General features: G+C 40.6%; 16 protein-coding genes, 2 pseudogenes and 1 riboswitch. Of the genes and pseudogenes, 10 read left to right on the top strand and 8 right to left on the bottom strand.

Going from position 1 to position 15,833, the window contains the following annotated elements:
• Positions 1-26: 26 nt before the first annotated feature.
• Genes BBI15_RS04155 through BBI15_RS04165 form a run of 3 tightly spaced genes read left to right on the top strand, consistent with a single transcriptional unit; the run spans position 27 to position 2,501 of the window.
• Positions 27-992, top strand: coding sequence for a thiamine pyrophosphate-dependent dehydrogenase E1 component subunit alpha (locus tag BBI15_RS04155; protein ID WP_068872694.1), 966 nt, complete (start codon positions 27-29; stop codon positions 990-992).
• 22 nt (positions 993-1,014) lie between these two features.
• Positions 1,015-2,037, top strand: coding sequence for an alpha-ketoacid dehydrogenase subunit beta (locus BBI15_RS04160; protein ID WP_068872439.1), 1,023 nt, complete (start codon positions 1,015-1,017; stop codon positions 2,035-2,037).
• A gap of 14 nt (positions 2,038-2,051) precedes the next feature.
• Positions 2,052-2,501 carry a biotin/lipoyl-containing protein gene (locus tag BBI15_RS04165; RefSeq protein WP_068872440.1) on the top strand — a complete coding sequence of 150 codons (450 nt, stop codon included), beginning with the start codon at positions 2,052-2,054 and terminating at the stop codon, positions 2,499-2,501.
• A gap of 167 nt (positions 2,502-2,668) precedes the next feature.
• Here BBI15_RS04165 and BBI15_RS04170 read toward each other — a convergent pair whose 3' ends face one another.
• Positions 2,669-3,628 carry an ABC transporter substrate-binding protein gene (locus BBI15_RS04170; protein ID WP_068872441.1) on the bottom strand — a complete coding sequence of 320 codons (960 nt, stop codon included), beginning with the start codon at positions 3,626-3,628 and terminating at the stop codon, positions 2,669-2,671.
• The gene (locus BBI15_RS04175) at positions 3,625-4,167 is read right to left on the bottom strand and encodes a hypothetical protein (protein ID WP_068872442.1); all 543 of its coding nucleotides are present in this window, start codon (positions 4,165-4,167) and stop codon (positions 3,625-3,627) included. Before BBI15_RS04175 ends, BBI15_RS04170 begins: the two co-directional genes overlap by 4 nt.
• Before the next feature lie 167 nt (positions 4,168-4,334).
• Positions 4,335-4,514, bottom strand: a riboswitch (cobalamin riboswitch).
• A 445-nt stretch (positions 4,515-4,959) separates the two neighbouring features.
• On the opposite strand from BBI15_RS04175, the gene BBI15_RS04180 reads away from it, so the two are divergent.
• The 3 genes from BBI15_RS04180 (at position 4,960) to dfrG (ending at position 7,169) form a co-directional block, all read left to right on the top strand.
• Entirely contained in the window at positions 4,960-5,709 is a 750-nt protein-coding gene (locus BBI15_RS04180; protein ID WP_068872443.1) for a hypothetical protein, read from the top strand.
• Positions 5,710-5,919: 210 nt separating this feature from the next.
• Positions 5,920-6,294: a hypothetical protein gene (locus BBI15_RS04185; protein ID WP_068872444.1), complete on the top strand. Its 375-nt coding sequence runs from the start codon at positions 5,920-5,922 to the stop codon at positions 6,292-6,294.
• Positions 6,295-6,671: 377 nt separating this feature from the next.
• Entirely contained in the window at positions 6,672-7,169 is a 498-nt protein-coding gene (gene dfrG / locus BBI15_RS04190; RefSeq protein ID WP_000868795.1) for a trimethoprim-resistant dihydrofolate reductase DfrG, read from the top strand.
• 71 nt (positions 7,170-7,240) lie between these two features.
• Here dfrG and BBI15_RS04195 read toward each other — a convergent pair whose 3' ends face one another.
• The 3 genes from BBI15_RS04195 to BBI15_RS04205 form a co-directional block, all read right to left on the bottom strand.
• Positions 7,241-9,193: a hypothetical protein gene (locus tag BBI15_RS04195; protein WP_000163792.1), complete on the bottom strand. Its 1,953-nt coding sequence runs from the start codon at positions 9,191-9,193 to the stop codon at positions 7,241-7,243.
• A gap of 6 nt (positions 9,194-9,199) precedes the next feature.
• Entirely contained in the window at positions 9,200-9,484 is a 285-nt protein-coding gene (locus BBI15_RS04200) for a hypothetical protein (protein ID WP_000922261.1), read from the bottom strand.
• 221 nt (positions 9,485-9,705) lie between these two features.
• Positions 9,706-10,176, bottom strand: coding sequence for a hypothetical protein (locus tag BBI15_RS04205; RefSeq protein WP_068872445.1), 471 nt, complete (start codon positions 10,174-10,176; stop codon positions 9,706-9,708).
• A 517-nt stretch (positions 10,177-10,693) separates the two neighbouring features.
• Between BBI15_RS04205 and BBI15_RS04210 the strand changes: the two genes are divergently transcribed.
• From BBI15_RS04210 to BBI15_RS04230, 4 genes are all read left to right on the top strand, one after another.
• A complete protein-coding gene (locus BBI15_RS04210; protein WP_068872446.1) occupies positions 10,694-11,353 on the top strand; it encodes a hypothetical protein in 660 nt (219 codons plus the stop codon).
• Between the two features lie 760 nt (positions 11,354-12,113).
• Positions 12,114-12,734, top strand: coding sequence for a hypothetical protein (locus BBI15_RS04220; RefSeq protein WP_068872448.1), 621 nt, complete (start codon positions 12,114-12,116; stop codon positions 12,732-12,734).
• A gap of 295 nt (positions 12,735-13,029) precedes the next feature.
• The gene (locus BBI15_RS04225; protein WP_068872449.1) at positions 13,030-13,770 is read left to right on the top strand and encodes a MerR family transcriptional regulator; all 741 of its coding nucleotides are present in this window, start codon (positions 13,030-13,032) and stop codon (positions 13,768-13,770) included.
• A 93-nt stretch (positions 13,771-13,863) separates the two neighbouring features.
• Complete coding sequence (locus tag BBI15_RS04230; protein ID WP_068872450.1) at positions 13,864-14,721, top strand: CPBP family intramembrane glutamic endopeptidase; 858 nt, start codon at positions 13,864-13,866, stop codon at positions 14,719-14,721.
• A gap of 108 nt (positions 14,722-14,829) precedes the next feature.
• Here BBI15_RS04230 and BBI15_RS04235 read toward each other — a convergent pair whose 3' ends face one another.
• The 3 genes and pseudogenes from BBI15_RS04235 to BBI15_RS16380 all read right to left on the bottom strand — a co-directional run.
• Positions 14,830-15,195, bottom strand: coding sequence for a hypothetical protein (locus tag BBI15_RS04235; protein ID WP_068872451.1), 366 nt, complete (start codon positions 15,193-15,195; stop codon positions 14,830-14,832).
• A gap of 72 nt (positions 15,196-15,267) precedes the next feature.
• Positions 15,268-15,534, bottom strand: a pseudogene (locus tag BBI15_RS04240) (DnaB-like helicase C-terminal domain-containing protein); the annotation flags it as partial.
• Positions 15,535-15,546: 12 nt separating this feature from the next.
• Positions 15,547-15,756, bottom strand: a pseudogene (locus BBI15_RS16380) (DHH family phosphoesterase); the annotation flags it as partial.
• Between the last annotated feature and the right edge of the window lie 77 nt (positions 15,757-15,833).

A 15,833-nucleotide genomic window follows, 5' to 3' on the forward strand; every position in this document is an offset into this window, starting at 1 on the left:
AGCCTTCTGTATCTGTCGACAAGCTGATGTGGATGTACGAGCAGATGGTCAAGATCCGCTATTACGAAGACCAGATGGTGGACGCGTATACGGAAGGCAAGTCACCGGTGTTCAATATCGGTGAAGGCCCCGTACCCGGTGAGATGCATCTCGCAACCGGGCAGGAACCAGCCGCCGCCGGCATGATGGTGCATTTGACGAAAGACGATACGGTAACCGCGCCGCACCGTCCGCATCATCACGCCATCGCCAAAGGTGTCGACTTGAAGAAAATGACGGCGGAGATTTTCGGAAAAGAATCAGGTCTCGGAAAAGGCAAAGGCGGGCATATGCATTTGTTCGATCCGGAAGTGAAATTCTCATGCGGCGGCATCGTGGCAGCCGGCATTCCGCATGCGGTCGGTGCGGCTATGGCCAATAAAATGAAGGGAAAAGACTGGGTCGCCGTCGCATTCATCGGTGAAGGCGCAGCGAATGCTGGAGCGTTCCATGAATCGCTGAACCTCGCGGCCTTGTGGAACTTGCCACTGATTGTCGTCGTCGAAGACAATTCATATGGCATTTCGGTTCCGAAGAAATCATCGACTTCGGTTGAATCGAACGACCTGCGCGCGTCGGCATATGGCGTGGCGGGTGCTTACGTAAAAGACAATGACCCTGTCGCAATGTATAAAGCGTCTGAAGAAGCGGTCAACCGGGCACGCAACGGACAGGGCCCGACAATCATCGAAATCGAAACTTTCCGTTTCCTCGGCCATTTTCAGGGCGATCCCGAGTTATACCGGGACAAGGAAGAAGTGCCGGGACTGCGGGCGCGCGACCCGATCATGAAACTGCGCCAGCAGCTCTTGGATGCGGAACATGTGAATGAACCGGAACTGGAAGAAATCGAAACACGCGCCAAAAAAGAAGTCGATGACGCGTACCAATTTGCACGCGACAGCGATTATCCGAAACCTGAAGCCGCATTGGATGACGTCTTTACATCTTAATCCGAAAAGGAGAGATTCCGAAATGGAGACAGCGAAAAAAAGAATGCTGACGGGCAATAAAGCGATGGCGGAAGCGATTGCCCAGGAGATGGAGAACGACAAAAACGTATTTGTGCTCGGTGAAGATATCGGAAAATACGGCGGCATTTTCGGTTCCACGCAAGGCTTGATGGAGAAATTCGGTCCGGAGCGTGTGCTCGATACGCCAATTTCCGAGACGGCGTTTATCGGTGCGGCGATCGGTGCAGCGGCAGAAGGCATGCGGCCGATTGCAGAATTGATGTTCGTCGATTTCTTCGGCGTCTGTATGGATCAGATCTACAACCATATGGCGAAGATTCCGTATATGTCCGGCGGCAATGTACGCTTGCCGATGGTGCTCATGACTTCGGTCGGCGGCGGTTATAGCGACGCCGCGCAGCATTCCCAGACTCTATATGCAACGTTTGCCCATATGCCCGGAATGAAAGTGGTCGCACCAAGCACGCCGTATGATTTAAAAGGCATGATGACATCTGCGATCCGTGATGACAATCCGGTTGTTTTTATGTTCCATAAATCGCTTCAGGGCCTAGGGTGGATGGACCAGCTCGATTATGCAGTCGGCCATGTGCCGGAAGAATCGTATACCGTGCCGCTCGACAAAGCGAATGTCATGCGGGAAGGGAAAGACGTGACGATCGTCGGTATCCAGATGATGACGCATTTCGCGATGGAAGCGGCAGAACGTCTCGCACAAGACGGCATCGAAGCGGAAGTCATCGACCTGCGTTCCTTGGCGCCGATCGATAAAGACACCATCATCAACTCAGTGAAGAAAACGCATCGACTGGTCGTCGTTGATGAAGATTACCGCTCGTACGGCATGACCGCAGAAATTGCGGCCATCGTCTCGGAAGAAGCGCTCTATGAACTCGAAGCGCCAATCAAGCGCTTGGCAATTCCGGATGTGCCGATTCCGTACAGCCATGTACTCGAAGATTTTGTCTTGCCAGGCCCGACTAAAATTGTCGAGACAGTCAAACAGATGATGGATGAAGCGTAAGAGGAGGCGATTGGATGCATGATGTGACTTTGCCGAAGCTATCTGAAGATACCGATGAGAGCTTGATTGTCCTGTGGTTCGTGGATGAGGGCGATTACGTCAAAGAAGGCGCCGTGCTGTGTGAAGTGCAAACGGAAAAAGCGGTGTCGGAAATTCGTGCGGAAACGAGTGGAACGGTGAAGAAAATCCATGTGAAGCGCGGAGATTCCGCTAAAGCCGGCACGTTGCTTGCAGTCATCGATCCGAAAGGACAAGCTGCCGAGAGCACGGGGGCTTCTGAAAAAGTCCACCTCGAACAGGCGGAGGAAAACAAAGCGTCACAAGAGACAGCGAGCTTTACCCGTGTATCGCCGAGACTTCGTCATCTGGCGAAAGAACTGGGCGTTAAACTTGAAGACGTCAAAGGCTCTGGAAAGGGCGGGGCAATTACCGAACAGGACATCCGTGATGAAGCGGGATTATGAATAAAGAAAAGGCGCAACCGGTTTGAGCGGTTGCGCCTTTTTTGTTGATGAATAAATTATTCATCTTCCTTAGAATGCAATAATGACAACATTTGCCCCTTATTACTCGGCAATGGATAAATACTGGTGCAGCTTGAAAAGTGCTTGCTCTCATTGGATGAATAGACTTAGTCCATCAATTCAGGATAAACGGTTTCCGCAACTAACTGCACGGCTTCACCGATGCGCGGCCCAGGGCGGGAAGTAATGTCGGAATCGATGAAATGCACTTCCTCGTTTTCGATGGCGTCCACATCCGACCAGCTGTCGCGCGCTTCGATATCACCGACGGCATCTTCGACATAAGAAACGGTCGTCAAGATGACTTCCGGATCGCGGGTGATGACTTCTTCTTCGGAAATATTCGGCCAGCCTTCCAAGTCTTCAAAGGCGTTCGTCACGTTTGCGTGATCCAAAATCTCCTGCATGAATGTCGATTTGCCGGTTGTGTAGATTTCAGGGGACGGGCTGATTTCCACATACACTTCTTTTGGTTCTTCGACCGCGGCGAGGCGCTCCTGGACATCTTCGATTTGCGTTTGGATGCCTTCGATCACTTCAGCGCCTTTGTCTTCCTTGGCAAGAACAGCGGCGATTTGTTCGATATCGCCGTAGACTTCGTCGAATGAAGTGGCCGATTCGATAACGAATACCGGAATATCGGCATCTTCCAGTTGCGCTAGGGCAGCCGGTGCCTCGCCGGTTGAATAAGCCAAAACGACATCCGGGTCGAGCTGGATGATTTTCTCGGCATTGAATTCAACCGAATCACTGACGCGCTCGATGTCCTGCGCCGCTTCCGGGTAGTTGTCATAGTCGGTTACGCCGACCAATTGGTCTCCGGCACCCAAGGCGAAGACGATCTCGGTATTGCTTGGGATGAGCGAGACGATCGTTTCAGGCGCTTGTTCAAATTCGAGTTCTTCGCCGCGGTCATCGGTGACGGTGTACGGTGCGTCGCTTGCCGTTTCAGGTGAGGTTTGTTCGGTTGTTTCTTCCGTTGCGGGCGCTTCGGCAGCATCATCTTGGCAAGCGCCGAGTGTTAAAGCGAGTGGAATGCTGAGTAAGAGAAATGATTTGATTTTCACGAGTGAGTCTCCTTTTTCTTCATGTGTTTTGTTGGATAGGATTTGCTGACGAACGGGATTTCATTGACGCCGTGCTGCTTATTGGCATAGACGGCCATGACAAAAAAGACATTGGCGAGCAGGTTGGCGTAGTCCATCAAATGCTCCGGCACTTCGCGTTCAAGCGTCACATGGTGCAGGGCACGCACGGATTTTTTCGCTTCGCTGCGGCAGACGTGGAGAATGCACGCACCGTGCGTTCCTTGCGGCAAGACGAACTGGTCGATTTCTTCCTTCACTTCCGCCACGTAGCGGTCATACAAGTCACTGAGCTCGGCAAGATCTTGTTCAGAAATCGCCAGTTTCCCGCGCACCGAACCGTTCAAGTGGTAAACCATCGGCTGCAAGTAACGCAGATCATTGATGATTTGCGGGATATCGTTGACCGCGATGGCTTCACCGATCCGCGTCGTCAAGGAATCGGTGCGGATCTCGAAATCGACCGTTGAAGCGCTTTCCCTCATGAATGGGTAGCACAGATAGCGCATGTCTTTTTTCATCTTTTCACCTCCTGCATAGAATGCGTAAATATCAGCAGACGTATCGCTTTCAAAAAGAGACAAAAAAAGCCACTCTCAACGAAGAGAGTGGCACGATTGCGAATATCCAGCACAAGGCTGTCCATAGGAAAAAGTTGCCGTAGATCCTCTTATCTTCCGAAGAGCAAAAATACGTTCAGAAAAAGGTAGGTCTCCTGGCTTGTGCATCGCTTTACTCTAAGGCCTTCCCGGGTCTCCCCAGTGGCATCTCTTATTTCATACGCACTTACAGTTGCGGAAACAGCTCCGGATTTTCACCGGATTCCCTGTTAAGCTGACGAATCAGCACCTTTTCCCTGCATGATTATTTACTTAGTTTCAGTGTAGCATTTTTGGCATGAGTTTAGGAGAGGGGAATGAAAATGTTTAAAACTTGAATAATAATGGAGAAACTGTCGTGGAGGCCGCTTTGGGCATGGCTCCGTACATAGGCGAATGGATCATAATCAGTATTTCACTAGGAGTTGAAAAACGTTCGTAAAAGTCATCGAGAACCAGCGAACGTTCGTAAAGTGTTTTGGTATGTTTACGAACATTTTTTGCGCTTTATTAAGCTGTTTTGAGAGCGTTCGGAAAAGTGTACTTTTACGAACGCTTTTCTCGTCGTTGATTAGATACAAAGATAATTTTAAACTATTCTAAATAACCAAATAATGTTAATGTGAAAAGAAGAGGAAATAATTTTTCGATTCATTTTTATTATGAGAAAGAAGCGACGTTCGATTAAAAATTGAAAAAGAAGTGGGCGATGAAATGAAAAAGTGGGTTGGGATTTTACTTGTACTGAGTTCTATTCTGGTTTATTGGCTTTGGCCGAAAGCAAGCATCGAAAAACCAATTGTTGTATCTGCGCAAGTCATAGAGTCTACTAATACAATGAGTGTTTCCTATATTACTACAAAACAAGATGATGCCCATTTAATGGAGGTCACTGTGAACGGAAAAGGCTTTTATCCTCCATCTCAGACCAATGGTGAAACAGAAGAAGAAAATATGCAAATTATCAGGGACCTGATTGCGCAAAATGGATATCAGTTGCGTGAAGCGACAATTGAGTTGAGCGATGAGGAACTGGCTTATCTCATGCCTGAAAATTCGAGTCGCACTTTTTTGGCGAATGTTTCTTTTGAAGATTATTCCCCTATAGAAGCTGATGGCATTCTGTTACTGGAAGAGGAAGCAGCAGAAGGGAAATTAGAACAGGATCAATTGCATTATATATTTACGGCGCCAGAACCAATGGCTATTTCTACAATTGGCCATTACAGTTCATCTGCCACTGTCTCCTGGTCGCGTGACGGTAGAGAAGTGAAACTGCCACTTGCAATGGAAAAGGGAGACACGCTGGATATTCATTTTCATGGACCCTATCAGATGGGGGAAACGGACGGACTTCTGCTCGAAATTCAAACAACAGACGACAATTACTATACAAGACACCTAAGAGAAACAGTTCAGCTGCCAGATGGATACTTAAAACAACTTGTAAATGAACAACGATAGTTGTAATATAGCATCGCAGTTTACATACCTTAAGTCATCGGTAGTCCGATATATTTAGGATTTGCAACAAATAAAAAGCATTAATTTAGGGAAATTGAATGTAACTTAGGTGCAGTTAAGTTACATTCGTGTTTTAATATACTGACTTTTCTTGAAATAAGGTAAAAAAATTAAAGGAAAAAAGTTCCAAGTTAGAGGAGGAAAAGAATAGTGAAAAAAACACTGGTAATTGTACTCATTTTTACTTTGCTGTCAGCGTGTAATTTAATTGAGTCTACACCTAGTATCGAAAAACTAAACAAGGCACCAGAAAATGTGCAAGAACTATTAGATCCGGCTGTTCCTCTTCAATCGATAAATAAGAATGGAGAAATGGCTTATCTTATTTATGAATCAAAGGATGAGGTAACTGCTTCTCTTGAAAAACAAGGAGACAAGTTAAACATAAAACTAAAAGCTGTACCAAAAGATGGTGACAATATTAAACAGCATGTATTCAAGTTGAAGATTGACAAGGAGACGGAAATGATCGACGTACTCATAAACGGCAAATCAACTCCGATGGCTGTAATTACGGGTCCATAAAAACTTGGTTCTATTACAACTGAATGTAACTTAATGTGAATTAAGTTACATTCACTTCCGAAGAAAATCAATCTTAAAATATAAAGAGGATGCTCTAGAAGAGTAAGTAGTTCAGTTTTGGAGTACAAAATGACAAAATGTACTTCAAAATGGACTACTTTTTTCATTTTAACTTACATACCAAATTACATACAAAATGATTTATAAAATGCAATTGAAAATGATAATTGAATGAAAATTTGTGATTTTGTGGTATTATGATAATATAACTTATAGAAAAAATTGCTTATTCAACTAACGGGCAGGATAATGAGAAAAGGTTTTTTGATAGAAATAAGAAATTAGATGGTAAATTAGTTAAAAAGGCTGTGTTATAAATGAAAGTTTCTTTGATTGCTGCGATGGATAAGAATAGAGTGATTGGCAAAGAGAATGACATTCCTTGGAGGATTCCCAAGGACTGGGAATATGTTAAAAATACTACAAAGGGACATCCGATAATATTAGGTAGGAAGAACCTTGAATCAATCGGAAGAGCCTTACCTGACAGAAGAAATATTATTCTGACGAGAGATAAGGGGTTTACCTTTAATGGTTGTGAAATTGTTCATTCAATAGAAGATGTTTTTGAGTTATGTAAAAACGAAGAAGAAATTTTTATTTTCGGAGGAGAACAGATTTATAATTTGTTTTTCCCTTATGTTGAGAAAATGTACATCACAAAAATACATCATGAATTCGAAGGAGATACTTTTTTTCCAGAAGTGAATTATGAGGAATGGAATGAGGTATTTGCCCAAAAAGGGATAAAGAATGATAAAAATCCGTATAACTACTATTTTCATGTATATGAAAGAAAAAACTTATTGAGTTAACGGGTGCGTTAATTGAAGAAGAACAGTAAAGATAAAGCACAAGAGCTTGGGATTACTCCAAGCTCTTTTTGTCATTTGAAATAAATTATATCTTTCCAATCAAATTGTTTATCTGTAATCCCTAATCTTTGAGCAGGTGTCAAAACCTTTTTATCCGCTGATTTAAAAGGGCGACAAAAGTTGTAGTAAGTTCTTAGAATTGTAATCGCAAATTGAGCATACTTCGGATTGAAGTTAGCGTAAATATAGCTCTTCTTATCACCACGAGCTGTTGTTAATGGTCTTTCAAGAGATGATATATAACGTCTTATCTGTTGAATAAAGCTATTGGTCGAATGGTCATTAACATTTAATAGCATCTTTGCGATTTCGTTTGGTTCCAGAGCAGATAAATCCGTTCTACAATCAACTGAATAAAATCCTTTATCCTTAGTGGCTAATGGATGTTTGATAGGGTTATCGGCATATTTGCGATATCTTTCTCCATCTTTACTAATAGCCTCTTCGTGGAATTGATGACTTGTTAGTAATTCAGTTAGATAATGAGATGCCAAAGTCCGTAGAAACTTTGTTTTGAATCCTCTGATATCTCCCCAATCGAGCAGTTCTGCTTTTGCTTGTCCGAATTCTTTTAAGCATTGTTTTCTGCTTTTCGTCTTGTTAACTTGGCAAATAAAATGATGTGCATCGCTCAACCTTAATTCTTTCGTGAATACTCTATAAAAGGCGTTTCTAATAGAGAAGTCATCATCACTAATCATTCGCCATTCGTCGGCATTAACCATTTGTTTAATTAACCAATAGTGAGCAGTTGTAGTATAAGGAGCATCAACATTTAAACCATCGACAAATCTACTCCTATTAGTAATTTTCCCTAATTCGTGAAGATAAGCATTCCTATTTTCGCTATCGTTAGCGGATGGTTCTTGTGGATAATAAGACCAATCTAACCTATCATTTTTACGACTAAAAGTATTGAGATGGTCTTCTTTGAATTTTCTTGTATCTTCATTTAATTCATCCATTGAAATATTCCAATCATAGGCAACATCAGAACGGAACACATATCTTGATAAGACCTCAGCAGATACAACTATATACGTTTGCATATTAAGGTCTTCAAACCCCGTATATTTCTTTGAACCTTGTCCTTTCTTACGGACGTTATTTAGGTAGTAGTGCATCTTGTCCGTATTAAGCCACATCTCGTTAAATTTCTTTGTTTGAAGGGGTTGTGTCTCATATCGTTCTAAAAACTCCAAACAACGCCTATACAGCCACTCCAGCTTATGATAGTAGGTTCCAACTCCAATTCCTAAAATATCACAAGTACGACTGACTGAAACCCTTCCAACAACCATCTTAGCGAACATTGGAAGAATGGTGTTCTTTTGTTGGTGATAAGTAGTGGTTTCTTCTCTTTTTGGTAGAACATTAGTGAACTTCTTACACGCCTTACATTGATAGCGTTGAGATTTGCCCCTACTTTTCCCCCTTTTGTAAAATTGCTTCGGCTCATTGAATGGGGTTGATTCTTCTTCCGAGCAGCCTTCTTTATGAAATTGATAATCTGGCTCAACATCTTGGATGCTATTGATTTCTATAAGGCGTTTAATTTCTTCAACAACAGACCAATTAGATAAAGGGGTTACTGTACAGTTTTGCGATACACCTCTGCCAATAGGATTGTCATTGCAGTACATACCTTTATGACCTTTATCTTTGGAACTACCAGTCATTTTATATCGACTTGGTTTCCCTTTTACATCTTTGAATTTGTGCTGTTCTTTCCCAAAATTACAACAAAACGGATTGATGCAGTAATTATATTGAATGGGATATTCAGAACCGTTCCATTTAAAAGACGTTGGCAAGAACAACATTTTGTTATACCTTGTTGCAAATCGTTTTGGAGTTAATAAATCATATTGTTTAGCCCTATCTTTTAATTCTTCGTTTGAAATCGGAATTTTAACATCTACAATTTCATCTTCCTTCGTGGCTAATCTTTTAAGCTTGGTCATTGTCTATCAACCCACTCTATCTTTGATACCCATTTTTTCAACAATCCGCTTATTACTTCGCTTGTTGGCAATCCATTCAATAAACTTCTTATCGTCTAAAATGTTCAATAAGAATTCATCCACTGCTTCGCTTTCAGTACGCTCTGCATATTCAGCGTATTGCTTAACTATCACCCTTACTTGCTCTGATATTTCCCAATCCACAGACTTAGCGTTCTTATTTTTTGGCTCAAGAAATTGCATAGGAAAATGCACCCCTTTTTGCTTAGTAAATTGTAACCATTTTAACACACCAATTTGCATTCCTACAATAATTATTTCACGTTCGCATTTTTATATACATTTTAACTTACATTTTGTGGTGTAAATTAACAACAAACGTTGATTTAACAATAAAAAACGAGTATCAAATTCAGTTGCAATTTGATACTCATTTAGGTTTACATTTTCACTTTTTGTACTCCAAAACTGAACTACTTACTAGAAGAGAGCATCCTCTTTATATAAACCCATTAATTTTCCACAACATCGATCAAGTCAGTATGTATTTCTATAAAGTAATTTTCCAATAAAGTTTCTATTTTCCCATTCTCTGCGTAATACGCATTGTCCGCGGACTCTACCTTACTGTAAAAATTCTCTTCCTCAATTTCATTCTCTTCCAGAGCTTGGTACAGTTGCCACAAGTGCTCAAGGTAAGTCTTTTCAACGACGGCATAATCAGCAGCGCCGATTTTTTCCAGGATGTTTACAAGTTCTTCCCGATACTGTTGGATCCCAACTTCCTTGATATAATCTCCCAGCCAATGGAGGAGCATTTCATGTCCGCCACTTTCGAGCTCTGAATAATAATGATATACAACCCACGCTTCATTGACTCTCTTGCTTTCAAACGGGAAATCCTTTTCGCTAATCACACGAATAACAGCATTCCATATATCATCATTGGTCATCAATTCTTTTCTATTCATTTTCAGCTTCACAATCGTCCCTCCAAATGTATGCAGTGAGCAGTTCTTTGCAGATATTTGAATCAATACTCAGTTCGCCATTCTCCAGGAAAATCCTCTTAAGACCTTCTTTGAAAAATGAAGAGTTTCAATTATCATCAAAAGTAATTTATAGAGCTGACGATTGAGTTTTTCTAAATTCTGAATGTAACATAATCCTAATTAAGTTACATTCAATCTCCCAATTTCATTCGCTTTGTTAGAAAATCCATCGAAATCATTTTCAAACGAACATATGATACATTCAAAAGGCGGTGCCATAAGGTTTGAAAACTCGAATTTCAATAGTATTTGGGTTTACCTATCAAGCGTTATGGAAAGAAAAAAAGCTTGTAAATCCGGTATTGGAATTATTTAAGCCGTTATTAACCAGATTCGTATTTGCAGCGAAACGATTGCTGCTTATGAGGTGATTCCACGGACACTACATGGTTGAGGCAGGATGTGTGATACTAAATATCACTCAAGACCATAAGAAGGAGATTATTGAATGTTATTTAGAGGCTTTAATTTTCAAGATCGCTCACCACAACATCATAAACCTAAACAAAGTCAGTTTTATGTGGAAACCAACTGCATTGTGTATCTCTTTGAACAGTTTTTACCTAAATTTCAGTTTGATGATGTAAATAGTGTCCGATTTGAGTGTTACCCAAATGCCGAATTGGCTTGTCAACCTGTCATCATGGATGGATTACTACCTGTAACGATCCCCTACGATGTAAGTGATTTTTACCAGCTATCCGATTTAGAGAAAAAGAAAAAGACACTTGATCTAATGATGGATGGACTACAGGTTATCTGTAAAGACAGGGGTTGGAATGAAGAGCCATTTTTATATGCGTATCAAAAGGTAGTCGAAAATAATTACACATTCAAAAAAACGTATAAAAACCCCAAATCAAGTCCTAATCGTAAATTGAGAGCGAAAATCGAAATAGAGGTTGGGATATATGACTGTACGGCTTCATTAGTGATTGAAGATAAGCAACAAAAGCATATCTATTCAGAAGTCCTTTATCAAACAGAGCCAATATTCGACTTGCTCTATCCATTATTAGGAGATATTAAATGGATGAGTAATGATGAAGTCAGAGTTCATGAAAGAAAACCATGCGAATATCAGTTTAAAACAGCTTATTTACAGTGAAGAAAAAAGCGCAAATTCATATGTTAGAACTTCGACAAAAATATTTTACCGATGATCGATAGAGTCCTTAATCGTCAAAAGGAAAAGTGTACTTTTTAGAACGGAGAGCAAAATAGATGATGCAAAGTAAAGTCTCGCGAAACATAATGAAAACTTAGGTTTTTGGCTATGAATAGTAGTTCGAAGCTACCATTCTGCGATGATATATTCACCCCACCCAGTCTCTTGAATTTCTTCTGATGAAGGATCTATGGTTTCCTTAATATTTATATTTAATTGTGCGTGCAATGGATGGTACCATTCGCTATCACACTCTGAGCACTGTACCCAATATCGGTTCGTACCTTTAGCTTTCACGATAGTAGCCCATCCTTGATCGCAAACCTTGCACCAAGCAACTTTGTTTTTGAATTTTTCATTCAACTAAATCTTCCTTTCTCAACCAGTCAAATTACTTATATGGTCTCCATTAATTATACAAGAATGCCTTATTTAATATTCTGCTTTAACAATATAAAAGAGTAGTTTACATATCATGTGTTTTATCGGAAGTTGTATGAACACAAAATGGAGAAAAGCGGCCAATCAAAGCGTCTCTTTTCTCCAGTTTTTTCGTCAAGGTATATTTACGAGCAGATTTATTCTGACATAAAAAAGATAAGAGATATTAGAAAATTTTGATATAATATTAAAAGGGAGAAATATCCCTGCTAATTTATGTAAGTTAGGCTTAGGAAACAATACGGAGGAGGACATTCAGATGATGGAAGAAACGCGCATGCCGCCTGAAGCAGCCATATTTGGAACAGCAAACGGCGTATTTTTCATGGCGATATTCGGCACATTATGGGCATACACTGGCATTATGGGTTTGCAATGGCCGGGAGGAACGCAAACAGCATTGCTTATCATTGCACTATTAATCGGAATCGCTTTGTGCACAACGGGCTTTCTGCTGCTGCGATCGGGAAGGAAGTTTTCTGGCACCAGCGCTGGTTCAAAGTCCGGAAAAAAACAGCGCAATGCATTTAATCTTATTTTCGCTGCTGAAGGGATTGCCATCGCAATTGCCATCTTTGTTTGTAACGCGACACAAATTACGCAACTCATTCCAATTATCGTGGCGTTGATTGTTGGTGTGCACTTTTTCCCATTGGCTTCACTTTTCGGCGTTCGTGTTTATCATCTGACGGGGGGACTGATTTGTGCAATCGCTCTCGTCGCCTGGATTTTTATTCCGGAGAGAATTTCGATTGGCGGATATGAAGCAAATGCATACATGACGGTAGTTGGCCTGGGGTCTGCACTGGTCCTATGGCTCACGTCTTTGCAGATTGTCCGTATCGGCAGGGGAATTGTTCAGAATGCAGAAGCACGTTAATTCGAACAAAATTGGAGTTAAGAGATGGAGCCCGAAAAGCTTCTTCTCTATATTGATAAGCTCTTTTCTATGTATGAATTGTACTAAATCCAGTTACATATAATTGCTTATCTGAAGGAAAGAAGTGATGGAATAAGCTTCTTTCCTTTCGTTCGTGTAAGTGTACTTTTACGAACGCTTTCTAGACCAAGGATTCATATGCTTGTAAAATTCACAGAATAGTGAATGGCGCCTGTTGACTATTCCGTTTGCGGTAGAGTTATACTGAAAAGGAAAGAACTATCGGAGGTGTCTTATGTATAGTATTGGAAAAGTAGCAAAAGAATTTAACCTGACTGTTCGGACATTGCGCTATTACGATGAAATCGATTTATTGACACCTTCCCGAATTGCAGATTCAGGTTATCGTTATTATTCAAAAGAAGATATTCTAGTTCTGCAGCGAGTTATTGCCTTAAAGAAACTAGGATTTCAATTGGAACAGGTTAAATCTATTTTGAATGAAAATGACTGGGAGGATATTTTTGAAGAGCAATTGATTATTATTGCAAAAGAAAAAGCACACCTTGATTATTTGGAAAAAATGCTTAGGTTAACCCAGCAACTATCTTTTATTGAACAAGACATAAATTGGACCAACCTATTCCATTACATAGGACAAACGGAAGAAGATCAAGTTAAGCAAATGGCTTATTTGAAAGAATTCTTTAGTGAAAAAGAGAGGGAGGTTTTTAACAATCCCCTATTTCATATGGGTGAGAAGGAATCTATGGAAATAGTTTACTTATTGAGAATAGCCAGGGAACAGAAATATGAAAATCCAAGCTCGATGAAATCTCAGACCTTGGCTAGAAAACTTGTTTTGTTTCTTGATGAGGCGTTTAACGGTGATAAAGAACTAATCGAAAAGTATTGGAGGCTACAAAAGGAAGCACCAGAAAAAGGCGGATTAATTTTGGTGGAAGAAAACGTAATTGAATATATTGATAAAATTATCGATTTTTACGAAGCAAATGAGTTTAAAAATGAGGAGTGAATTGAACAAAGGAAACGAGCGGAAGCCCTAAAGGCTGAGAGGAAAAAGTCGGAAGAAATTTTTATATCGGCAAGCAAACAAAGGAGGAAAGACATGATAAATACATCGAAGAACTCTTACTTAATTTATATAACCATAGTCATTCTTGTAGTATCCTCTATATGGATTATTCTATCGAATAACGGGCGTATCATCGTCAGTGCAGACTTTGATGATTCGCTTTTACTGTGGCATCACTGGTTAATAGTCGGGTTACCTTTTATTATTTTATATTTGTTACCATATAAAAACCCAAAAATCCTCTCCTTACAAGAGGAAGAAAAACAGACTCTAAAATCACAAACGCATTATCTATTGATTGCTGCTCTTTTTTATTTTCTCGCTCTAATTATAACGCCTGCTGAACATGTTTTTGACTTTTTTTATATTTACAAACTTGTTTTTCTGCTTTTTGTTCCTCTTATAATTTTCAAATGGAAACCAAAAATAAAACTTCACAGACATTCTGCAAAAAAACAGTGGAAATTTGCCCTCATACCCGTTGTCGTATGGATATTTATGTATTTTTTCAGTCCATGGAGTTCTTCAGAGTCGAATACATACGAAATGAATTTTCTTATTTTATTGACCGGTGCTTTAGTTTCTTTTTTGCTTAACAGTGTTCTGGAAGAATTATTTTATCGTGTTTGGTTACAAACTCGATTGGAGATTTTTTTAGGAACATGGCCGGCCATTTGTGTAACTGCTTTGTTATGGGCTGTTTGGCACGTGACTATACAGAGCGCAGGCAGTTTTGATGTGACATTAGCAAATTCCATTGCTAATCATGGACTCATGGGATTATTTTTGGGGCTTTTATGGTCAAAATATCGAAATTTTTGGGTTCTCATCATTGTTCATGGATTAACAAATTTCCCTCTGGAGATTATTAGTAGACTGCTAGGGAACTAATCCCCATTTAAACACGAACATCTAATTTTATTGCGAATTAGATGTTCGTGTTTAATTAAATTGTTTAATATACCAGCTTGAAACTACTACTTTTTTCAGAAAACACACTTATTCTAACGTTAAGTTCATTCGTCTGATTTCAACCCCTTCTTCGAGGAGCAAGATGTCGGCTGATTCATCAGAAATCCATTCAATATCTATGGTCGTGTTCTCTTTGCCTTCCGGGTCAATATTGATACTGCTCATTCTATTTCTTGATTGATCCTCATTTTTTCCGTAGTAGGCTTTATGCGCTTTCCCGTCTATTTCCGCTTCAACTAGTTCAATTCGCCATTCTTCATTTGGAGAGACACTGATCAATTCCTTCCTCGGATCTGATGATTCACTAGACTCTTCTGTCGTAAACGCAAAATAGCCAAAGTATCCGAATACAGCTAATACAATGACGCCTAAACAGCCGATCAACCATTTCATGTTAATTCCACTCCTTTCGTTCCCAATAAATACGTACAAACACTGAAAAAGTTACAAAAAAACCGGACTCTTTTAGGGGGCCGGCGGAGCCATATGCTGGCTCCAATCAATTTTGACAAACTTATTGAACTCTTTCACAAAGGTCAAGGTCACGGCATCCGTTGGACCATTACACTGCATGGCAATGGTGATTTCAAGCATGTTTTGATTTTCTGTTTCTTTATCATAGTAATCTTCACGGTATAAGAAGGACACGCTATCGGCATCTTGCTCAATCGAACCCGATTCACGAAGACCGGAAATCATCGGACGCTTGTCTTGTTCGCTCCTTACTCTTCTATAACGTGCACCAAGCATCGATGTTGCTTCGAGCATCGTCATTTTGTCGTGTTTCGGCTGATATTCGATCAATTCGGTCACGAGTTCTGCTGTAGAAGAAGCATATGGCTCCAAATAGACAAGTAGCGTATTGTCGATAAATTCTACACCTCGGCGGTGATAATCGAACAGTACCACTTTTTCGGCTCTTTGTAACAGACGTTCGTCAATCACAATACTCGGTACTGGTTTGCGAAATGAAAATAAATCTGTCATCAAATGCTTGGAATTTTACCAAGTGATCACTCATGGGAAATCTG

Origin of the sequence: Planococcus plakortidis, assembly GCF_001687605.2 — a bacterium.
Classification (GTDB): Bacteria; Bacillota; Bacilli; order Bacillales_A; family Planococcaceae; genus Planococcus; species Planococcus plakortidis.